Consider the following 21,030-nt stretch of genomic DNA (forward strand, 5'->3'; position numbering starts at 1 on the left):
GCTCGGCGCGGGGGCGTGGGCCGGGCGTCGGGGGCGCGCGGTCGATCGGGTCGTCGAGGCGCAGCGACAGCGCGATCCGCTTGCGCGGCACGTCGATCGACAACACCAGCACCCGCACGGTGTCACCCGCCTTCACGACCTCGGCCGGCGAGGCGATGCGCTTGCGGGCCATGGCCGAAATGTGGACGAGGCCGTCCTGGTGCACGCCGATGTCGACGAACGCCCCGAAGGCCGCGACATTGGTCACGACGCCTTCGAGCTGCATGCCGGGTTTCAGATCGGTGAGCGTTTCCACCCCCTCCTGGAAGGTCGCGGTCTGGAAGGCCGGGCGGGGGTCGCGGCCGGGCTTGCCGAGCTCCGCGATGATGTCGCGCACGGTCGGCACGCCGAAGCGTTCGTCAGCGAAGCGCGCCGGTGCCAAGCCCGCCAGCACGGCGTCGTTGCCGATCAGCGCCCGGATGTCGGTCTTGGTGGCATCCAGAATGCGCCGCACCACCGGATAACTTTCCGGGTGGACGCCAGACCCGTCGAGCGGGTCGTCGCCGCCCGGAACCCGCAGGAACCCCGCCGCGAGCTCATACGTCTTCGGCCCGAGCCCGGACACCTTTTTCAAGGCCGCACGGCTGCGGAACGGGCCGTTCGCATCGCGATGGGTCACGATATTGGCCGCAACCGTCGTGCCGAGGCCCGACACCTGGGCCAGCAGCGCCGGCGAGGCCGTGTTGACGTCGACCCCGACGGCATTGACCGCGTCTTCGACCACAGCCGCCAGCGACCGCGACAGCTTCGCCTCGCCGATGTCGTGCTGGTATTGGCCGACGCCGATCGACTTCGGGTCGATCTTGACGAGCTCGGCCAGCGGGTCCTGCAGCCGGCGGGCGATCGACACCGCGCCGCGATGCGACACGTCGAGGCCGGGCAACTCGCGGCTGGCGACCTCCGAGGCCGAATAAACCGAGGCGCCCGCCTCCGACACCAGCACCTTGGTCATGCGCAGGTCCGGGTGGGCAGCCACGAGCGCGGCCGCCAGCTTGTCGGTTTCCCGCGATGCCGTGCCGTTGCCGATCGCGATCAGCTCGACCGCGTGCGCCCGGCACAGCCGGCCGAGGCTTTGCACGGCTTCCGTCCAGCGCCGCTGCGGCTCGTGGGGATAGGTGGTGTCGACCGCCAGCACCTTGCCGGTGCCGTCCACCACCGCAATCTTGACGCCGTTGCGGAAGCCGGGATCGAGCGCCAGCGTGGGGCGCCCGCCCGCGGGGGCGGCCAGCAACAGGTCCCGAAGGTTGCCGGCGAACACCTTGACGGCCTCGGTCTCGGCCCGATCGATCAGGCGGGCCCGCAGATCCTGCTTGATGCCGACGCGGATCTTGCCGCGCCAGGCGGCCCGCACGGTGTCGATCAGCCAGCGGTCGCCGGGGCGCCCCTTGTCGCCGATCCCGTAGCGAAGGCAGAGGGCACGCTCAAAGGGTCCCGGCGTGCCGGCCGGCATGTCCTCGCCCTCGGCCAGGAGGGCGACGTCGAGGATGTCCTCGGCCTCGCCACGCAGCAGGGCCAGGATGCGATGCGACGGCATGCGGCCGAGCGGCTCGCTCCAATCGAAATAATCGGCGAATTTGGCGCCGGCCGCCTCCTTGCCCTTGCGGACCCGGGACGCCGCGCGGCCGCCGCGCCAAAACTCCTCGCGTAGGCGCCCGAGCAGGTCGGCATCTTCCGAAAAGCGCTCGATGAGGATCTGCCGCGCGCCTTCGAGCGCCGCCTCGATATCCGGCACCCCCTTGGCCACGTCGGCATAGGGCGCGGCGGTCGCGCGCGGGTCGGCCGCGGGCGTCAGCAGAAGCGCGTCCGCCAGCGGGCCGAGGCCGGCCTCGCGGGCGATCTGCGCCTTGGTGCGGCGCTTCGGCCTGTAGGGGAGGTAGATGTCCTCGAGCCGCGCCTTGGTGTCGGCCTGAGCGATCGCGGTCGCGAGTTCGGGGGTCAGCTTGCCCTGGGACCGCAGCCCTTCCAGCACGGCGGTGCGCCGGTCGTGCAACTCGCGCAGGTAGCCGAGACGCTCGGCGAGGCTGCGCAGCTGCGTGTCGTCGAGCAGGCCGGTCGCCTCCTTGCGGTAGCGGGCGATGAACGGGACGGTCGCGCCGCCGTCGAGCAGCGCCACGGCGGCCGTCACCTGGGCCTCCTTGACGCCGAGCTCCAGCGCGATGATCGAAGTCACGGACATCAACAAGCCTCCGGCGAAAGTCGCACAACCACCGGGGTCCCATCACGCCAAGGCGGCGTCATTGCGCCCTCGGGCGGTTTTCAAGGCTGGTTTGATCGGCCGCGCCGCGCCGTCAGGTGGTTTCGCGCTCGATGATGCGAAACGGCATCAGCACGGTTTCGGCCGGCATGGCGCGGTCGTCGCGGCGCGCCAGGATGGCCTGCAGCAGCACGTCGCCGGCGCGATGGCCGATGCCGTAACTATCCACCGCGACGGTGGTCAGGCTCGGGACGGCCGCGCTGGCGATCTCAAAATCGCCGAACCCCGCCAGGGCCACGCGGCCCGGCACCGCCCAGCCGCGGCGGCGGCATTCCGACAAGGCCCCGAAGGCCGACAGGTCCGACACACAGACGGCCGCATCGGTGTCGGGCCAGCGCGACAACAATTGCACGATCGCCTCGCCGCCCTGGCTCATCGAGATGGGGGGCTGGCCGAACGACACGATGCGCTCGCGGTCGAGCCCCAATTCCGCGGCAGCCCGCAGAAAGCCGACCCGGCGGTCGGCGCCGCGCGTGTCCCGGTTGCTGGTGCCGCCGATATAGCCGATGCGCCGATAGCCGCGTTCGTGCAGGTGATGCACCAGGCTGCGCGTGGCTTCGGCATTGGAAAAGCCCACCACATGGCCGACCGGCTCGCCCGGCATGTCCCAGGTTTCCACCACCGGCACGCCGGCGCGCGTCAACAAGCGTCGCGCGCGCTCGGTGTGCCGCCCGCCGGTGAGGATCAGCCCTTCCGGGCGCCGCATCAGCATCGACTGGACGATCTCCTCCTCCTTGGCGGTGGAGTAATCCGTATAGCCGAGCAGCATCTGCAGGCCGGAGCCGTCGAGCGCATCGGTGACGCCGCGCGCCGTATCGGCGAAATTCGAGTTGTTCAGCGACGGTACCAGCGCCGCCACGAAGCCCGAGCGCTTCGACGAAAAGGTGCCGGCCGTCTGGTCGAGCACGTAGCCGAGCTCCTCGACGGCCGCCATGATGCGCTGGCGGGTGGCGGCCGAGATGGCGCCATCCTTGCGCAGGGCGCGCGACACCGTCATGGCCGACACGCCGGCGCGCTGCGCCACATGGGTCATGGTCACGGTCGGCCGGCTGCGGCCGCGGAGGGGCTCGGTCATCGTGGCAGGGATCGGAATGGGCCGGACGGGCCGCCAACCGGACCGTCCGGCACCGACTTACTTGCCCCAGATCTGCTTGTAATGGTCACGGTAGCCGTTGTCGGGGTCGAAGATGTTCTTTGGGCCGCCGTCGAAGGCCACATTGTCGGCCGTGACGAGATGGATGCCGGACACGTAGCCCGACCAGGGCTGCTTGGCGAAGGCGCGGTTCAGTTCGTCGACGAGCTGCCACCCCTGCTGCTGCAGCGGCTCCGGTACGGTGGCGATCTGGTTCTGCTTTGCCCGGATGCGCTGGAACGCCGATTCCGATCCGTCGCCCGCCGAGATGTTATAGGGCGTGTCGGTTCCGGCCTTGCCGGCCGCGCTCAACGACGGCCCCATGAAGTCGTAGTACAGGTCATTCACAGCGAGCGAATAGGTCCACTTGTCGCCATAGCGTTGCAGCAGCGAGGTGGTGAGCTGCGGCATGCGGGTGGAGGCCTCGGTCATCGGCGAATCCTCGAGCGTCAGCACGGTGCAGCCCGGACATTTCTTGATGGCGGCCTCCATCATGCGCGCCTTGCCGATCGCCATCTCGTAGTTGGAATCGCCGAAGATCACGACGCCGGCCTTGCCGCCCGAATTGACGATGGCGAGGTCAGCGGCCGTCTGGGCCACATCGGCAATGCGGGTGTTGACGTTGGCGAACATGCCGGTCTTCGCATCCGGGCCGGGATCGATGGTGGCGTGCCAACCCACGAAGGGGATGCCGGCCTCCTTGAGGGTCGCCAGCGAGGCGTTCTGCTCGAGCGCATCGAAGCCGCCGACCACGACGCCGTCCGGCTTCAAGGCGACGGCCTGGTTTAGCGCCGCGGTGCGGGCCGAAATCTCGCCACGGCCGTCCAGGATGCGCAGCGTCCAGCCGGCGGCCTTGGCGGCTTCCTCGACGCCCCGCGACACGCCTTCGGTGCCGCCGTTGCGCATGTCGCCGGCCAGGTAGATGATCGTCTTGCCCGGCGCGATCTTCGGGCCGGTCGTGGGTCCGTCCCATTGCCCGGCCTTTTCGGTCGCCTTTGCGACCCGGGCCTTGGCATCGGCCATCTCGTCGGCATGGGCCGGGTGGACGGCCAGCGCCGCCAGGATGGCGGCCGCTGTTGTTACGCTGCGCTTCATGCCTTCTCTCCCTGTGGGGAACCCGCGTTGGGGGTGCGGTTCCCGATTGGGGCGGTTCGTCCGGCCGCCCTCCTGCGCTGGGCATAGCCCGCGATCCCGATGGCGACGAGAAGCGTCAGCCCGTTGAAGAGCGGCTCAACCCAGAAGGAGCCGCCGAATTGCTGGATGCCCGAGATGCCGGTCGCGAGGATCACGACGCCGATCACCGTGCCCCACACGTTGACGCGTCCGGGCTTGATGGTGGTCGATCCCAGAAAGGCGCCGACGAGGGCCGGCAGGAGGAACTCGAGCCCCACGCTGGCCTGACCGATGCGCAGCTTGGAGGCCAGCAGGACGCCGGCCCCCGCGGTCAACAGGCCCGACAAGCCGAAGGCCAGCATGGTGTAGCGCTCGACCGGGATGCCGTTGAGGGCGGCCGCCTTCGGATTGGCACCGATTGCGTACATGTAGCGACCGACCGGCAGGTATTCGAACACGAACCACATGACGAGCGCCAGCCCGAGAACGTAGTAGCCGGTCACGGGCAACCCGAGGAGGCGCGTGCCGTTGAGGGCCAGAAACCCTTCGGGCAGCACCGCCACCACCTGCCGACCATTGGTGTGCCACAGCGCCAGGGCGTAAAGAACCGTGCCGGTGCCCAAGGTGGCGATGAAGCTGTCGATGCGGGCCACCTCGACCAGCACGCCATTGACGAAGCCCACCAGAAGCCCGAGCACCAGCACGATCGCCACCGCCACCGGCCAGGGCAGGCCGTAGAAGGCCTGCAGCGTGATGGCCAGGATGTGCCACAGCACGATGCCGTAGCCGACCGTGAGATCGATCTTGCCGGTGGCCATCGGGATCATGGCGGCCAGGGACAGCAGCGCGATGATGGCCTTGTCGGCGATGATCGAGCGCAGGTTGAGCAGCGTGGGGAAGGTTTGCGGCAGTAGGGCTGAGAAGAGCAGGATCAAGGCAACCGTCAGCACCGGCAGGCCGTAGACCGGCAGCAGGCGGCCAACCTTCTGCCCGACGCTCGCGCCACGCAGCTCGGCCCGCGTCGGCTCCAGGGCATCGGACTTGATCGAATTGGTCGACATCGGCTTCCTTCCCCGGTTTCGCGCGGTCTTGAGACCGTTGTTGTTGTGTTGGTGCCGTTAGGCCGCTTTGGAGGTCGATGCGGCGGTGATGAGGCTGGCGGTCGTCAGCGCATCGCCGGCGAGTTCGGCCACGATGCGGCCGTGGCTGAACACCAGCGCGCGCTGGCAGATGTGGGCCACCTCCTCGAAGTCGGTCGACACCACCACAACCGCGAGGCCGCGCTCGAGCGCCCTGCCGATCAGGCGGTAGATGTCGGCCCGTGCCCCGATGTCGACGCCCGCGGTCGGGTCCTCGGCGATCAGCAGGCGCCGTCCCGTCGCGAGCCAACGGCCCACGATCACCTTCTGCTGATTGCCGCCCGACAGCCCCTCGATGGCGAGGTGAGGATCGTTGGGCCGCAACCCGACCGAACTGCCCAGCGCCGCCGCGGCCTGCGCCTCTTCGCGGGGCGTGCGCACGGAAAACAGCCCGCGGCCCGACGCGCCCGGGTTGAGGAAGCAGTTCTCTCGGATCGAAAGCGCGGCGGCGATCGACTCCTCGGTGCGGTCGCGGGCGATCAGACCGATGCCGGACGCGAGGGCCGCGCGCGGCGACGACAGGTCAGGCGCTTCGCCGTCGAGGCGGATCGCTCCCGTATGCGGAAGCGCGCCGAACAGCGCCCGTCCCACCTCCTCCTGCCCGGCGCCGCGCAGGCCGACGAGGCCCAGCAATTCGCCTTCGCGCACCGCGAACGACACCGGGCCGGCACCGGGCGTGCGCAGGGTCTCGACCGTGACGCGCGTGCGGCCTGCCGTGGTCTGCGGCTTCTGGAACAATTCGAGCTCGGACCGCCCGATGATGAGCTGCACCAAGCCATCGGGCGTGGCGGCCGCGACGGGCTGGTCGCCCACGAGGCCGCCATCGCGCATCACCACCACGCGATCGGCGATGCGGAACACCTCGTCGAGCCGGTGGGACACGTAGATCATGCCGACCCCGCCCGCCTTCAACTTGCGCATGGCGTCGAACAAGCGCTCCACCTCGTCGGCCGGCAGGCTGGCGGTGGGCTCGTCGAGCACCAGGAAGTCGCACTCCACTGCCAGCGCCCGGGCGATGGCAACGAGCGACTTCTCGGTGCGGCTCAAGCTGCTGACCCGGGTGGTCGGGTCGATGTCGCAGCCCACCGTGGCCAGCGCCCGGGCCGTGGTGGCCTCGGCGGCCCGCCAGTCGATCGGCCGGAGCCGCCCGAGCCCGGCGCGGCGCGGATAGCCCTGCGACAGGCCGACGTTCTCGGCCACGGTCATCCATTCGATGAGGCCGAGGTCCTGGTGGATGAAGGCGACGGGCTGGCGGCCCGTGGCGCCGGATGGCTGGTGCCGGTAAGGCTCCGAGCCGATCGCCACCCGCCCCGCATCGGCCCGGTAGATGCCGCCGAGCGTCTTAATGAGCGTCGACTTGCCGGCGCCGTTCTCGCCCAGCAGCGCGACGATCTCGCCGCGCGCGACCGAGAAGCTGACGCCCTTGAGGGCACGCGTGCCGCCAAAGCTCTTAGCCACATCCTCAAACCGTAAAGCGTCGTCCGGCACCGCTCCACCCCCGATGAGATGTTATCGATAACCCATCCCGCACCCCTGTCAACCGGTCGCCCCGGGCGTGGCGTCAGACCGCCGCCCCGAAGCGGATCTGCGCCTTCATGGCGCTCCCGCGGTCGGACGCGATCGCGAAGGCCGACAATGCCTCCGCGAACGGCACCGTGTGGGTGATCAACGGCTTGACGTCGATCAGGCCCTTGCGCATCAGCGCCACCCCGGTGGCGAATTCCTCATGGAACCGGAAGGAGCCCCGCAGCTCGAGCTCCTTGGCGGTGACGGCCATCATCGGCACCATCATCTCGCCGCCGCCGAGGCCGAGCTGAACCACGATGCCACGCGGCCGCAGGGCCGCGATGCCGGCCGCGAGCGCCGCCGGGGCGCCGGAGCATTCGTAAAGAATGTCGAAGCTGCCCTTATCGGTCCCGTAGGGCGCCAGCGCCTCGGGCTCGTGCGCGGTGTTGATCGTCCGGTCGGCGCCGGCCGCCCTCGCGATCCCAAGGGTGAAATCCGACAGGTCGGTCGCCACGATCTCGGCCGCGCCGGCCCGGCGCGCCGCCAGGATCGACAAGACGCCGATCGGCCCGCACCCGGTGACCAGCACCCGCCGCCCGAGGATTTCGCCGGCGCGGCGCGTCGCGTGCAGGGTCACGGCCAGGGGCTCCGCCATGGCGGCCTCGCCGGCGGTCAAGCCATCGGCCGGCACGCATTGCCGCGCATCGGCCACCAGCAGCTCCCGGAAGGCGCCCTGGATATGGGGAAACGGCATGGCGCTGCCATAAAACCGCATGTGGAGGCACTGGTTGTGGACGCCAGCCTCGCAATACCGGCAATGCCCGCAGGGCCGGGACGGCGACACGGCCACCAGCTGGCCGACCGTGAGGCCCTCGACCCCCGGCCCAAGCGTCTCCACATGGGCCGACACCTCATGGCCGAGGACCATCGGCTCCTTCAGCCGCACCGTGCCGAAGCCGCCGTGGTGGTAATAATGCAGGTCGCTGCCGCAGATGCCGCCGGCCGCGAGGCGCAGTCGCACCTCGCCCGGCCCTGGCTCCCCGACCGAACAATCTTCGATGCGGACGTCCTTGGCCGCATGGGCCACGATGGCCTTCATGGCATTATCCTTCTCAAACCACGGGGGTCGGCAGCGGCCGACCGGCGAAATGCGCCGCGAGATTGTCGCGCACCAGCTGGCCCATGGCACGGCGGGTTTCCACCGTGCCGGACCCATGGTGCGGCTGCAGCAGGACATTGTCGAGCAGCAGGAAACGGGGATCGAGCGCCGGCTCGCCCGCGAAGACGTCGAGCCCGGCAGCGCCGAGCGCCCGGCTTTCCAGCGCCTCGAGCAGCGCCGCCTCGTCGACGTTGGCGGCGCGCGACACATTGATCAGGGTGCCGTCCGGCCCGAGCGCCTCGATGACGCGGCGTCCCACGATGTTCTGCGTTTCGGCCGAGGCCGCCAGGGTGACGAACAGCACGTCGCAGCCCGCCGCGAGCGCCACCGGATCGGCCACGAAGCCGAGGTCGGCGGCATGCGACTTTGGCGAGGGGCCACAATAGGTGACCCGCATGTCGAAGCCCTTCAGGCGCTTTGCGATCGCGAAGCCGATGCGCCCGAGGCCCAGGATGCCGGCCCGGCGGCCCGACACGCGGCGCTGCAGCCCGTAGCCGCCCCGTTGGGACCAGTGGCCGTCCCGTATCCAGGCTTCGGCGCCCAGCATGCCGCGCCCCAGGCACAGCATCATCGCGACCGCGAGGTCGGCGACATCGTCGGTCAGCACGTCGGGCGTGTTAGTGACCCGGATGCCGCGCTCGCGGCAAAGGTCGAGGTCCACCGCATCGGTGCCGACGCCATAGACCGCGATGACCTCGAGGGCCGGGCAGGCCTCGATCATCGCCCGGGGGGCGCCGAGGTCGCCGCGGGTGGCGATGCCGCGGATTTGCGGCCCGACCGCGGCCAGGAACGCCGCCTTATCGTCGGCCTCGAAATAACGATGCACCGCGAAGGCCGCGTTGAGCGGCTCCTCGTCCCATGCCGCGTAGGAGCCGACCTGGAGGATCTGCGGGGGCAAACGGCGGGCTCCATACAGGCTTGACTTGGAAGTTATCGATAACATAGGCCACTACGATCGCTTGTCACCCCTTTTGTTGAACGGATGCGATGAAAGACCTCTTCGACCTCCACGGCCGCCGGGCGCTCGTCACCGGCTCATCCCAGGGCATCGGCCTGGCGCTTGCCCAGGGCCTGGCGGCGCGTGGCGCCGCCGTGGTGTTGAACGGCCGAAACCCGGCCAAGCTTGAGGCCGCCGCCGCGACCGTGCCGGAGGCCCGCACACTGCCCTTCGACGTCACCGACCATGCGGCCACCCGGGCCGCTGTCGACGGCTTCGAGGCGGAGGTCGGGCCGATCGACATCCTGGTCAACAATGCCGGCATGCAGCACCGCACGCCGCTCGAGGATTTCCCTGCCGAGGCTTTCGAGCAGCTGCTGCGCACCAACGTGTCGAGCGTGTTCAACGTCGGCCAGGCGGTGGCGCGGCACATGATCGGGCGGGGTGCCGGCAAGATCATCAACATCGCCAGCGTGCAGACGGCCCTGGCCCGGCCCGGCATCGCGCCCTACACGGCCACCAAAGGCGCGGTCGGCAACCTGACCAAGGGCATGGCCACCGACTGGGCGCGGCACGGCCTGCAATGCAACGCCATCGCGCCCGGCTATTTCGACACGCCGCTGAATGCGGCGCTGGTGGCCGACCCCGCCTTCACGGCCTGGCTCGAAACCCGCACCCCGGCGCGGCGCTGGGGCCGTGTCGAGGAACTGGTCGGGGCCTGCGTGTTTCTGGCCTCGGACGCGTCCTCCTTTGTCAACGGGCACGTGCTCTACGTCGACGGCGGCATCACGGCCTCATTGTGAGGGGGATGCCGCTCAGGTGATGCCCCCGCCCCCGCCCGTGGCGGCCGGTCGCTCGGCCGCGACCTTGGCCCGATAGCGACTGGCCCGGTAGGCCGCGACCGGCTCGATGGCGCCGCCGTCCATCAGCCGAGCCTGGGCCAGGATCGGCCCGACATCGGTGCGGAAGGCACGCTTCAGGGTTTCGGAGGCCATCAGGGCGTCGTCATCGTCCTGGCAGGCCCGGAGGGCGGCGCGGTCCACCAGCATCGCCTGCGCATAAGCGCGACGGATCTCGTCGGCCGAACGGATCAGGCTCTCGATCGGGTCGGTCACGTTATGCGACTGGTCGATCATATGGGCCGGGCTGAAGCCCGGTCGGCTTTGCTCGAGGTCGACCAGTTCGTTGAAGACGAGAAACAGCCGGAACGGGTCGATCGAACCGGCGTCGAGGTCGTCGTCGCCATATTTCGAATCGTTGAAGTGGAAACCGCCGAGCTTGCCGACGCCGGCCAGCCGCGACACGATCATCTCGATGTTCACATTGGGCGCGTGGTGGCCGAGGTCGACCAGGCATTGCGCCTTCGGGCCCAGCGCCTGCGCGGCGATGAGGCTCGAGCCCCAATCCTGCACCACGGTGGAATAAAAGGCCGGCTCGTACATCTTGTGTTCGGAAAACAACCGCCAATCGTCGGGCAGTGCCGCGTATATGGCCTGCATCGACTCGAGGTAGCGCTCGAAGGCGCGGGCGAAGTGGCTTTGGCCGGGAAAGTTCGATCCGTCGCCGATCCACACCGTCAGGGCCTTGGCGCCGAGCGCCTCGCCGATGCGGATGCAGTCGATGTTATGGGCCACCGCCTGGGCCCGCACGGCCGGATCGCGATGCGACAGCGAACCGTGCTTGTAGGACAGCGGGTGCTCGGGCGATCCCGGATGGTCCTGAAAGGTGTTCGAGTTCATCGCGTCGAAGCCGAGCCCGAGGGCGGCGGCCTCGGCCTTGAGCGCGGCCGGCGGGGCCTTGTCCCAGGGAATGTGCAGCGACACCGTCGGGGTGGCGCGGCCGAGCTGCTGCACGACGGCGCAATCGGCGAGCTTCTGGTTGATGCCCTTCGGCTCACCCCCGCCGGGGAAGCGGGCGAAGCGCGTACCGCCCGTGCCGACCCCCCAGGACGGCAGCGCGACCGTGAACTCCGTCACCTGGGCCAGGATGGCGCCGATGTCGATGTTGTCCCGGGCGAGCCTGGCCCCGAGCGCATCGTAATCGTCCCGCAGCGCGGTGCGCCGGCCGGCATTGTGGCGCTCGATGACGTCGGCGTGGATCGGCAATGCGGTCATGGGGTCCCTCCCGGTTTGTTATGGCGCATGCGGCCCGGCGTCGTTGCGCCGGGCCGTGCTGTGGTCAGCGCGTGAAGGATTGGGCGTTGCCGGCATCGACGTTGAGGATGTTGCCGGTGGACTTGGCCGACAGGTCGGAGGCCAGGAAGAAGGTCGCCTCCGCGATGTCTTCCGGCAGCACGGCGCGCTTCAACAAGGAGCGCTTGCGGTAGTGTTCCTCGAGGTCGTCGGTCGGCATGTTATAGGCGGCGGCGCGCTGTTCCTTCCATTCCCCGGTCCAGATCTTCGAGCCGCGCAGCACGGCGTCGGGATTGACCACGTTGACCCGGATGCCAGCCTCCGCCCCCTCGAGCGCCAGGCAACGGGCCAGATGGATCTCGGCCGCCTTAGCGGTGCAATAGGCGCTGGCATTGGGCGAGGCCGCGAGGCCGTTCTTGGAGGCGACAAACACCAGGGCGCCGCCGAGCTTCTGCCGGCGCATCAACCGGAACGCCTCGCGGGCCGTGAGGAAATAGCCTTTGGCCAGGATGTCCATGTTGCGGTCCCACATGGCGAGGGTCGTGGTTTCCACCGGCTCGGACGATGCGATGCCGGCATTCGACACCAGGATGTCGAGGCCGCCGAACGCCACCGCGGCCTCGGCGAAGCCCGAAGCCACCGCGGCCTCGCTGGTGACGTCCATGACGACGCTGCGGACCTGGTCGGCCCCGAACCCCTTGACGAAACCCGCCTCGGCTTCGGCGAGCGCCGCGGCGTCGATGTCGGCCAGCACCACGCAGGCGCCCTCCCCCAGCAGCTTGGCCGCCACGGCGCGGCCGATGCCGCCGGCGCCGCCCGTCACCAGGGCGATCCGGCCCGCGAGGCTCTTCGGCTTCGGCATGCGCTGCAGCTTGGCTTCTTCGAGCAGCCAATATTCGATGTCGAAGGCTTCCTGCTCGGGCAGCCCCACATAGGTGTCGACGCTCGAGGCGCCGCGCATCACGTTGATGGCATTGACATAGAACTCGCCCGCGATGCGGGCCGTCGCCTTGTCGCGCGCAAAGGTGATCATGCCGACGCCGGGGATCAGGTAGACCACCGCATTGGTGTCGCGGATCGCGGGGCTGTCGGGGTGACGGCAGCGCTCGTAATAGTTCTGGTAATCGGACCGGTAGGCCGCGATGGCGTCACCAAGTCCCGCCTTCAGCGTATCGGTCGATCCGGTGGCCGGGTCGAAGTCGAGCACCAGCGGCCGGATCTTGGTGCGCAGGAAATGGTCGGGGCAGCTCGTGCCGAGACGCGCGAGATCCCGCAGGGCCTGCGCGTTGACGAAATCCAGCACCGCGGCGCGATCGTCGAAATGGCCGACCTTGCGCTCGGCCGTGCCGATCTGGGCGCGGATCTCCGGCATCATCTCGGCCGCGATGGTTCGGCGCGCCTCGGCCGGCAGGCTGGCGACCGCGGGGCCGCCGAAGACCGGCTTGCCGGCCTCCTGTTCGGCGAACCAGCCGATCGCGGTATTGATGATCCGCAGCGTCAGCTCGTAGCAGGCCTTGGCGTCGTCGGCCCAGGTGAAGAGGCCGTGGCTTTCCAGCACCACGCCCTTGGCGGCCGGATTGGCGTGGGCGAAGCGCGACAGCTCCAGGCCGAGCTCGAAGCCCGGGCGCCGCCAGGGAATCCAGCCGATCTCGTCGCCGAAGATCGCCTGCGTCAGGGCGCGGCTGTTCTTTGTGGCCGCGATGGCGATGATCGCGTCCGGATGCATGTGGTCGACGTGCTTGTAGGGCAGGTAGGCATGCAGCGAGGTATCGATCGAGGCCGCGCGCGGGTTGAGCGCGAAGGTCGCGAAAGGCAGCAGGCCCACCATCGCGTCTTCCTGCGCGACGCCTTTGTAGGCTGATCGGATCTGATCGAGTTTGCTCATATAGAGCGTCGCGAAGCCGTCGAGCCTGATGGTCCCGACATCGCCGCCGGAGCCCTTCACCCACAGCACCTCCACCGGCTCGCCGCCGAGCGGATCGGCCTGCATCACCTTAGCCGACGTGTTGCCGCCACCATAGTTGGTGATGCGCTTGTCGGCGCCCAACAGATTGGAGCGATACAACAAAAGGCCCGGCTGGTCCAAGCCGGCCGCTGTCGCGTCATCCCAGCGGCTTTCGAGAAGGCCAGGGTGCGGGTCCGTCATGTGTGTCCTCCCAGAGCCATGATGAAGCGACGGCAGGCCGCTTCCCTTGGTTTGCTCCAGCAATGCGCTCCAGCCCCATCGGTGTCAATTACGATCATCATGTGATCGTTTGTGCAGTGCAATGAAGGATTTACGATCGAAGTTGTTGACTTCGGTTCCTGGGCTGCTTAGCCCTGATGGCGGAGGAAACGATGCACGAGCGTGAACGCCACCGCATCATCTTGGAAACGCTACAGGCCCGGCCGGTGGCGACCGTGGGTGATTTCGCCCTTGCGACCGGCGGCTCGGAAGCGACCGTGCGGCGCGACCTCGCGGCCCTCGCCCGCCAAGGCCGCCTGCGCAAGCTGCGCGGCGGTGCCGAAGCCTTGCATCCCCCCGTCGTGGTGCCGCTCGACAGCCATCGCGGCACCGGCGCCGGCGTGGCGAACCTCGCCGCGAAGCGGGCGATCGGCCGCAAGGCGGTGTCGCTTTGCGAGGCCGGCGACGCCATCATCATCAACGGCGGCACCACCACCTTTCAGATGGTGCATGCCTTGAGCAGCCTGCCCCTGCAGGTGCTGACCAACAGCTTCGGCATCGCCGACCACCTGCTGCGGCAGTCGCGCTGCACCGTTTTCGTGCCATTCGGGACGATCTACCGCGAGCAGAACATCATTCTCAGCCCCCTGCCGGACGACGGCACGCGCCATTTCCGCGCCCGCCGCATGTTCATGGGCTGCCGTGGCCTGTCGAGCCTCGGCATCATGGAGGAGGACGCGCTGATCATGTCGTCGGAACAGCGCCTGATGGGGCAGGCCGACGAGCTGGTGCTGCTGGTCGATTCCAGCAAGTTCGCGGCGCAATCCAGCATGATCCTGGCCCCGCTCGGGCGCGCCAGCACGGTGATCACCGACAGCCGGATCAGCGCCACCGACCGCGCCATGATCGCCGACGCCGGGATCACGCTCATCATCGCCGACGCCGTGCGCGACAGCGATCAATCGTCATCACCTTCCACGGCCTGAACCCTCAGCCCGGGAAGACGGTGAAACACCAAGAAAGGGAGGATCACAATGACGTTCATCAAGACGTTGGCCGCAACGACGGCACTCGCGGGCATCCTGCTGGCCGGGGCCGCCCAGGCCGCCGACGTGAAGATCGCGCTTGTCGCCAAATCGCTCGGCAACGGGTTCTTCGACGCCGCCCACAAGGGCGCCGAGGAAGCCGCCAAACAGATCGGGGGGGTGCAGATCATCTACACGGGCCCCACCACGACCACCGCCGAAGGGCAGATCGACGTCATCAACGCGCTGATCTCCCAGAAGGTGGACGCCATCGCGATCTCGGCCAACGACAAGGACGCCGTGGCGCCGGTGCTGAAGAAGGCCATGGGGCGCGGCATCAAGGTGATCTCGTGGGATTCGGCCGTGGCGCCGGCCGGCCGCATGCTGCACCTCAACCCGTCCTCGAACGCCCTTATCGGCAACATGTGCCTGAAGCTCGCGGCCGATGCGCTGCCGGGCGGCAAGGGCGAAGTGGCGATCTTGTCGGCCACCGCCACCTCGACGAACCAGAACACCTGGATCGCCGAGATGAAGAAGCAGCTGCCGAGCTACCCGGGACTGACCATCGTCGCCACGGTCTATGGCGATGACCTCAGCGACAAGAGCTACCGCGAAACGCAAGGGCTGCTGCAGACCCATCCGGAGGTGAAGGTCATCATCGCCCCGACCTCGGTCGGCATCGTGGCGGCCGCCCAGGCCGTGAAGGATGCCGGCAAGATCGGCCAGGTCTTCGTCACCGGGCTCGGCCTGCCGTCCGAGATGGCGGGCGCCGTGCATTCGGGTGCCACAAAGAGCTTCGCCATCTGGAACCCGATCGACCTCGGTTATTCGGCCACCTACCTGGCCGACGACCTCGTCAAGGGTGCCAAGGCAGGCGACGGCGCCGAACTGCCGATCGGGCGGATGGGCAAGGTGAAGCTCGATGCCGGCAGCGAGGCCGCCATGGCGGACCCCTTCGTCTACGACAAGACCAACGTCGACGAATTCGCCAAGGTGTTCTGAGCCGGCCAGCCCGCCACCGCGCATGCCCTCTCGGCGTGGCCCGTCCCCCTGCCGTGCGGTGGGGGAGACCGGCCGCGTCCGACCGGCCCCACCCACCGCCTGCGTTCGACGGATCGACCCGCCATGTCGGCATTCCCCGCAACCGCGCCTATCGCATCCCTCGCGGCGCCTCCGACGCCCGAGGGCACGCCCTTGCTGCGGCTCAGCCGCATCTCCAAGCACTTCCCCGGCGTCAAGGCGCTCGATGGCGTCGACCTGGAGCTGCGCGCGGGGCGCGTCACGGCGCTGATCGGCGAGAACGGCGCCGGCAAGTCGACCCTCGTCAAGATCCTCACCGGCATCTATCGACCGGATGGCGGCGAGATCCTGGTCGAAGGGCAGCCGGTGCGCTTCGACGCGCCCGAGGACGCCCAGGCGGCCCGCATCACCGCCATCCACCAGGAAACGGTGTTGTTCGATGAGCTGAGCGTGGCCGAGAACATTTATCTCGGCCATACGCCGCGCACCCGCCTCGGCCTCGTCAACTGGGCCGCCGTGCAGGCCCGCGCCGCGGCGCTGCTGTTCGGGCTCGACGCCCCTATCCGGCCCCGCACCCTCTTGAAGAACCTGTCGATCGCGCAGCGCCACCTCGTGGCCATCGCCCGGGCGCTCTCGGTCGACAGCACCGTCGTCATCATGGACGAGCCGACGGCCGCGCTGTCCCACAAGGAGGTGGAGGACCTGTTCCGCATCCTGGCCAGGCTGAAGGCCTCGGGCAAAGCCATCCTGTTCATCAGCCACAAGTTCGAGGAGCTGCACCGGATCGCCGACGACTACGTGGTGTTCCGCGACGGCCGCACGGTCGGGTCCGGCACCATGGCGGAGGCGAGCCACGACAACCTCGTGCGCCTGATGGTCGGCCGCTCCGTCGACCAGGTGTTTCCCAAGGTGCCGGCCCCGATCGGGGCGCCCGTGCTCGAGGTGCGTGGCTATTCCCACCCGACGGAATTCGACGACATCTCGTTCACCCTGCGCCGCGGCGAGATCCTGGGCGTCTACGGCCTCGTGGGCGCCGGGCGCTCGGAACTCTGCCAGTCGCTGTTCGGCATCACCCGGCCCTCGGCCGGCACGGTGGCGGTCGAGGGCCGGCCGGTGCGGATCCGCTCGGCCCGCGACGCGGTCGCGGCCGGCATCGTTTATGTGCCGGAAGAGCGGGGCCGCCATGGCGCCGTGCTGGCCATGCCGATCTTCGAGAACGTGACGCTCGGCTCGCTCGGGACGGTGTCGCGCCGCGGCTTCCTGAAGACCGCGGAAGAGTTCCGGCTGGCCCGCCACTACGCCGAGCGCTTCGACCTGCGCGCCGCCTCGCTGTCGCAGCCGGTCGGCACGCTCAGCGGTGGCAACCAGCAGAAGGTGGTGATCGGCAAGTGGCTCGCCACGAACCCGAAGGTCATCATGCTGGACGAACCCACCAAGGGCATCGACGTCGGCTCCAAATCCGCCGTGCACGCCTTCATGAGCGAACTCGCCGGCCAGGGGCTGGCGGTGCTGATGGTGTCGTCGGAACTGCCCGAGATCCTCGGCATGGCGGATCGCGTGCTGGTGATGCGCGAAGGCCGGATGGCGGGCCTTTACGAGCGCGAGGGCCTGACGGCCGAAACCCTGGTGCAGGCCGCCACCGGCAACACGGGCGTCCGGCATTGAGCGCCCGGCCCGACGCCCCCGCGACGGCTGCCGCGGCGATGCCCGGCTTCGACCTGCGGGCCGCGCTGCGGCATCGCGAACTGCTGCTCGCCGCCGCCATCGCGGTGCTGCTCGGCGCCATCGCGGCCCGCTTTCCCGGCTTCGTGGCGCCGGCGAACCTCTTCGGCGTGTTCAACGACAGCGCCATCCTGATCGTCATGGCGCTCGGCCAGGCGGCCGTGATCCTGACGCGCTCCATCGACCTGTCGGTTGCGGCCAATGTGGCGCTCACCGGCATGGTGGTGGCGCTGCTCGACGCCCATCATCCCGGACTGCCGCTCGCGCTTCTGATCGGCGTCGCGCTGCTGCAGGGGCTCGGGCTCGGCGCCATCAACGGCTGGTTCGTGTGGAAGGTCGGCATCCCGCCCATCGTGGTGACGCTCGGCACCCTGACGATCTATCGCGGTCTCGCCTTCGTGCTGTCGGGCGGCGCCTGGATCAACAGCTTCCAGTTTTCGCAAAGCTTTCTCGCTCTGCCGCGCGCCGTGGTGCTGGGCCTGCCGGTGCTCAGCTGGATCGCGGTCGCGGTCGTGGCCGTCATGGCGGTGGTGTTCGGTCGCAGTCCGGTCGGCCGCGCCTGGTACGCGGTCGGTGGCAATCCCACGGCGGCCGTTTATGCCGGCATCGACGCCGGCCGCGCGCGTTTCCTCGCCTTCTGCCTATCCGGTCTGCTGTCGGGCCTTTGCGGCTACCTTTGGGTGTCGCGCTACGCGGTCGCCTATGTGGATGTGGCCTCGGGTTTCGAGCTCGACGTGATCGCCGCCTGCGTCATCGGCGGCGTGTCGATCGCGGGCGGCATCGGAACCGTGTGGGGCACGCTGCTGGGGGCGCTGTTCCTCGGCATCATCAAGAACGCCCTGCCGGTCATCGCGGTGTCGCCCTTTGCCCAGATGGCCATCTCGGGCGCCGTCATCATCGCGGCCGTGACGCTGAACACGCGCGCCGAGCGCAAGGCGGGCCGCATCATCCTGCGCCCGGTCGCCGGCCTTCCCGGCCGGGCCGATCGCGCCCCCGCCCGAGCGACCCCATGACCATCGAGGCGTCAGCCCCGGCCTTCCGGACCATCCCCGACCGGCTCCACGGGCGCTGGCGGGCGCTCGCGGGCAGTTGGGAGGCGCTGCTGCTCGGCGTGGCGGCCACAATCTTCGTGGCCGACGCGCTCGCATCGCCGTATTTCCTCGACCTCACCAACCTGTCGGACGCCACCTTCACCTTCACCGAGAAAGCCATCGTGGCGCTCGCCATGGCGTTCGTGATCGTGGCGGGCGAGATCGACCTGTCGGTCGGCGGCACGATCGCGCTCGCCTCGACCGCCATGGGGGCGGCCGCCCAGACCGGCGCCGGTACGGCGGAGCTCGTGGGTGTCGGGCTCGCCGTGGGCGCGGCATGCGGGCTGTTCAACGGGTTTCTGGTGGCCCGGGTGGGCCTGCCGTCGATCGTCGCCACCATCGGCACCATGAGCCTTTACCGCGGCATCAGCTATCTGGTGCTGGGCGACACGGTCTATAACGGCTACCCGGACAGCTTCGGGTTCTTCGGCCAGGGCTACGTCTGGGGCGTGCTGTCGTTCGAGTTCGCGAGCTTCGGGCTGCTGGCCGTCCTGGCCGGGATCGTCCTGCACCGGACCACCTTCGGCCGGGCCGTGCGGGCCATCGGCAACAACCCTTTCGCGGCGCGCTTCTCGGGGCTCAGGGTCGAGCGCATCCGCGGCGTGGCCTTTCTGCTGACAGGGCTCGCGGCGGGGCTCGCGGCCGTGATGCTGACGGCGCGGCTCGGCTCGACGCGGCCCTCCATCGCGCTCGGCTGGGAACTCGATATCGTCACCATCGTGGTGCTGGGCGGGGTCAACATCCAGGGCGGCGCCGGGACGATCCCGGGCGTCGTCATCGCGGCGCTGGTGATGGGCCTCGTCACCACCGGGCTCGGCCTCCTCAACGTGCCGGGCATCATCATGTCGATCGTGGTGGGCGCCATGCTGATCGCCGTCATCACCCTGCCGATCCTGGCGCGACGCCTCTTGCATCGCCGGAAGCCCGCATGACCTCCTCGCTCGACACCCACGAGAAGCACGCCTTTCGGATGCGCCTGAACCCTGGGCAGGCGGCCGAATACCGCCGCCGCCACGACGCCATCCCACCCGAGCTCGCGGCCCTGCTGCGCGAAGCGGGCATCGCGGATTATTCGATCTTCCTCGATCCCGAGACCGATACCCTGTTCGGCGTGATGTGGCGCCGTCGCGACCACGCGATGGCGGCCCTGCCGGACCATCCGGTGATGCAGCGCTGGTGGGCCCACATGGCCGACATCATGCCGTGCCACGCCACAAACGAGCCGGTTGCGGTGCGGCTCGAGCCGATGTTCTTTCTGCCATGACGGCGGCCCCGCACCGGATCGCGGTGCTGGACGTCGGCAAGACCAACGCCAAGCTGGTACTGTTCGCCGACGGGCGCGAGGCCTGGACCCGGACGATGCCGAACCAGGTCCTGCAGGACGGCCCCTACCCGCATGTCGACGTGACGGCCCTGCAGAACTTCTTCGTCGATGCGCTGGCGGACCTGTGGCGCGACGGCGGCTTCGACGCGGTGTCGATCACGGCCCATGGGGCTGCGGGCGCGCTGCTGCGCGGCTCGGATCTGGCCTTGCCGGTGCTCGATTACGAATATGCGGGGCCGGACGCGGTCGCGGCCGACTACGACCGGGTGCGGCCCGGCTTCGCGGAAAGCTTCGCGCCGCGCCTGCCGGGCGGCCTCAATCTCGGGGCGCAACTGTTCTGGCAGGAGCGGCGCTTCCCCACGGCCTTTGCGGCCAGCACCGGCTTTGTCACCTATCCACAGTTCTGGGCCTTCTGGCTGACCGGGGTCGCGGCCACCGAGCCGACCTCGCTTGGGGCCCACACCGATCTTTGGGCGCCGCGCGACGGTTGCTTCTCGACCATGGTCGAGACCCTCGGCTGGGCGTCCAGGCTGGCGCCCCTGCGCTCGGCCTTCGACATCCTCGGCCCGATCGCGCCCGACCTCGCGCGGCGCATCGGCCTCGACCGGCCGGTGCCGGTCGCCTGCGGCATTCACGATTCCAATGCGTCGCTGCTGCCGCACCTGCGCCGCGACGGGCCGCCCCTCGCGGTGGTGTCGACCGGCACCTGGGTGATCGCCTTTGCGCTCGGTGGCGCGCTCGATCGCCTCGACCTGGGCCGCGACACCCTCGCCAACGTCGATGCCTATCGCCGCCCCGTGCCCTCGGCCCGCTTCATGGGTGGCCGCGAGTTCGACCGGCTCACCGACGGCATCGCGGCGACGCCCGACGCGGCCGCGATCGCCCGGGTGGTAGGGGACGCCATCATGGTTCTGCCGAGCTTCGCGCCCGGCAACGGCCCCTTCCCGCGGGCCACCGGGCGATGGAGCCACGACCCCACGACCCTCACGCCGGCCGAGCGCACGGCGGCGGCCAGCCTTTACGCGGCCCTGATGACCGCCACCTGCCTCGACCTGCTGGGTGCCTCTGGCGACACGGTGATCGAGGGGCCCTTCGCCCGCAACGATCTGTTCTGCGATGCCCTCGAAGGAGTGCTCGGGCGGCCGGTACGGGCCGCCGGGGGCGGCACCGGCACGAGCGCCGGGGCGGCACACCTGCTGGGCCGGAACAGTTCGGCCCCCATTATGCGGGCCCGGCCGGGGGTGCGGCTCGGCGCTGGCCTCAAGCGCTACGC

Annotated in this window: 17 protein-coding genes; 8 read left to right on the forward strand and 9 right to left on the reverse strand. The window is 69.4% G+C overall.

Annotated features, from left to right (window positions below; all coding sequences use genetic code 11):
- The 7 genes from P7D22_RS17825 to P7D22_RS17855 form a co-directional block, all read right to left on the reverse strand.
- The coding region (locus tag P7D22_RS17825; RefSeq protein WP_442916109.1) for a Tex family protein at window positions 1–2,215 on the reverse strand (2,215 nt) is incomplete at its 3' end.
- A gap of 112 nt (window positions 2,216–2,327) precedes the next feature.
- The gene (locus tag P7D22_RS17830) at window positions 2,328–3,326 is read right to left on the reverse strand and encodes a LacI family DNA-binding transcriptional regulator (protein WP_319935615.1); all 999 of its coding nucleotides are present in this window, start codon (window positions 3,324–3,326) and stop codon (window positions 2,328–2,330) included.
- A gap of 99 nt (window positions 3,327–3,425) precedes the next feature.
- The gene (locus P7D22_RS17835; RefSeq protein WP_319935601.1) at window positions 3,426–4,520 is read right to left on the reverse strand and encodes a substrate-binding domain-containing protein; all 1,095 of its coding nucleotides are present in this window, start codon (window positions 4,518–4,520) and stop codon (window positions 3,426–3,428) included.
- A complete protein-coding gene (locus P7D22_RS17840; RefSeq protein WP_319935602.1) occupies window positions 4,517–5,599 on the reverse strand; it encodes an ABC transporter permease in 1,083 nt (360 codons plus the stop codon). Before P7D22_RS17840 ends, P7D22_RS17835 begins: the two co-directional genes overlap by 4 nt.
- Window positions 5,600–5,656: 57 nt before the next feature.
- Window positions 5,657–7,165: a sugar ABC transporter ATP-binding protein gene (locus P7D22_RS17845; RefSeq protein ID WP_319935603.1), complete on the reverse strand. Its 1,509-nt coding sequence runs from the start codon at window positions 7,163–7,165 to the stop codon at window positions 5,657–5,659.
- A 73-nt stretch (window positions 7,166–7,238) separates the two neighbouring features.
- Complete coding sequence (locus P7D22_RS17850) at window positions 7,239–8,282, reverse strand: L-idonate 5-dehydrogenase (protein WP_319935604.1); 1,044 nt, start codon at window positions 8,280–8,282, stop codon at window positions 7,239–7,241.
- A gap of 13 nt (window positions 8,283–8,295) precedes the next feature.
- Window positions 8,296–9,285, reverse strand: coding sequence for a 2-hydroxyacid dehydrogenase (locus P7D22_RS17855; RefSeq protein ID WP_442916110.1), 990 nt, complete (start codon window positions 9,283–9,285; stop codon window positions 8,296–8,298).
- Between the two features lie 44 nt (window positions 9,286–9,329).
- On the opposite strand from P7D22_RS17855, the gene P7D22_RS17860 reads away from it, so the two are divergent.
- Window positions 9,330–10,082: an SDR family oxidoreductase gene (locus tag P7D22_RS17860; RefSeq protein WP_319935606.1), complete on the forward strand. Its 753-nt coding sequence runs from the start codon at window positions 9,330–9,332 to the stop codon at window positions 10,080–10,082.
- A 12-nt stretch (window positions 10,083–10,094) separates the two neighbouring features.
- Here P7D22_RS17860 and rhaI read toward each other — a convergent pair whose 3' ends face one another.
- Together rhaI and P7D22_RS17870 are read right to left on the reverse strand one after the other, a co-directional pair.
- Entirely contained in the window at window positions 10,095–11,393 is a 1,299-nt protein-coding gene (gene rhaI, locus P7D22_RS17865) for an L-rhamnose catabolism isomerase (RefSeq protein WP_319935607.1), read from the reverse strand.
- Between the two features lie 64 nt (window positions 11,394–11,457).
- Window positions 11,458–13,557, reverse strand: coding sequence for a bifunctional rhamnulose-1-phosphate aldolase/short-chain dehydrogenase (locus P7D22_RS17870; protein ID WP_319935608.1), 2,100 nt, complete (start codon window positions 13,555–13,557; stop codon window positions 11,458–11,460).
- A 191-nt stretch (window positions 13,558–13,748) separates the two neighbouring features.
- Between P7D22_RS17870 and P7D22_RS17875 the strand changes: the two genes are divergently transcribed.
- The 7 genes from P7D22_RS17875 to P7D22_RS17905 form a co-directional block, all read left to right on the forward strand.
- Window positions 13,749–14,561: a DeoR/GlpR family DNA-binding transcription regulator gene (locus P7D22_RS17875; protein WP_319935609.1), complete on the forward strand. Its 813-nt coding sequence runs from the start codon at window positions 13,749–13,751 to the stop codon at window positions 14,559–14,561.
- Window positions 14,562–14,609: 48 nt separating this feature from the next.
- Window positions 14,610–15,602, forward strand: a complete 993-nt coding sequence (gene rhaS, locus P7D22_RS17880) for a rhamnose ABC transporter substrate-binding protein (protein ID WP_319935610.1) — start codon at window positions 14,610–14,612, stop codon at window positions 15,600–15,602.
- A 123-nt stretch (window positions 15,603–15,725) separates the two neighbouring features.
- On the forward strand, window positions 15,726–17,285 hold the full coding sequence (locus P7D22_RS17885; protein WP_319935611.1) for a sugar ABC transporter ATP-binding protein: 1,560 nt from the start codon (window positions 15,726–15,728) through the stop codon (window positions 17,283–17,285).
- Between the two features lie 38 nt (window positions 17,286–17,323).
- Window positions 17,324–18,355: an ABC transporter permease gene (locus tag P7D22_RS17890; RefSeq protein ID WP_319935616.1), complete on the forward strand. Its 1,032-nt coding sequence runs from the start codon at window positions 17,324–17,326 to the stop codon at window positions 18,353–18,355.
- Window positions 18,352–19,365 (forward strand): ABC transporter permease, encoded by a 1,014-nt coding sequence (locus P7D22_RS17895; RefSeq protein WP_319935612.1) that lies wholly within the window; start codon window positions 18,352–18,354, stop codon window positions 19,363–19,365. The genes P7D22_RS17890 and P7D22_RS17895 overlap by 4 nt, the downstream gene beginning before the upstream one ends.
- Window positions 19,362–19,697, forward strand: a complete 336-nt coding sequence (locus P7D22_RS17900) for an L-rhamnose mutarotase (RefSeq protein ID WP_319935613.1) — start codon at window positions 19,362–19,364, stop codon at window positions 19,695–19,697. Before P7D22_RS17895 ends, P7D22_RS17900 begins: the two co-directional genes overlap by 4 nt.
- Window positions 19,694–21,030: FGGY-family carbohydrate kinase (locus P7D22_RS17905; RefSeq protein WP_319935614.1), on the forward strand; the 1,337-nt coding region annotated here is incomplete at its 3' end. The genes P7D22_RS17900 and P7D22_RS17905, both read left to right, overlap by 4 nt.

It is taken from the genome of Lichenihabitans sp. Uapishka_5, from assembly GCF_033947565.1.
Taxonomy (GTDB): domain Bacteria; phylum Pseudomonadota; class Alphaproteobacteria; order Rhizobiales; family Beijerinckiaceae; genus Lichenihabitans.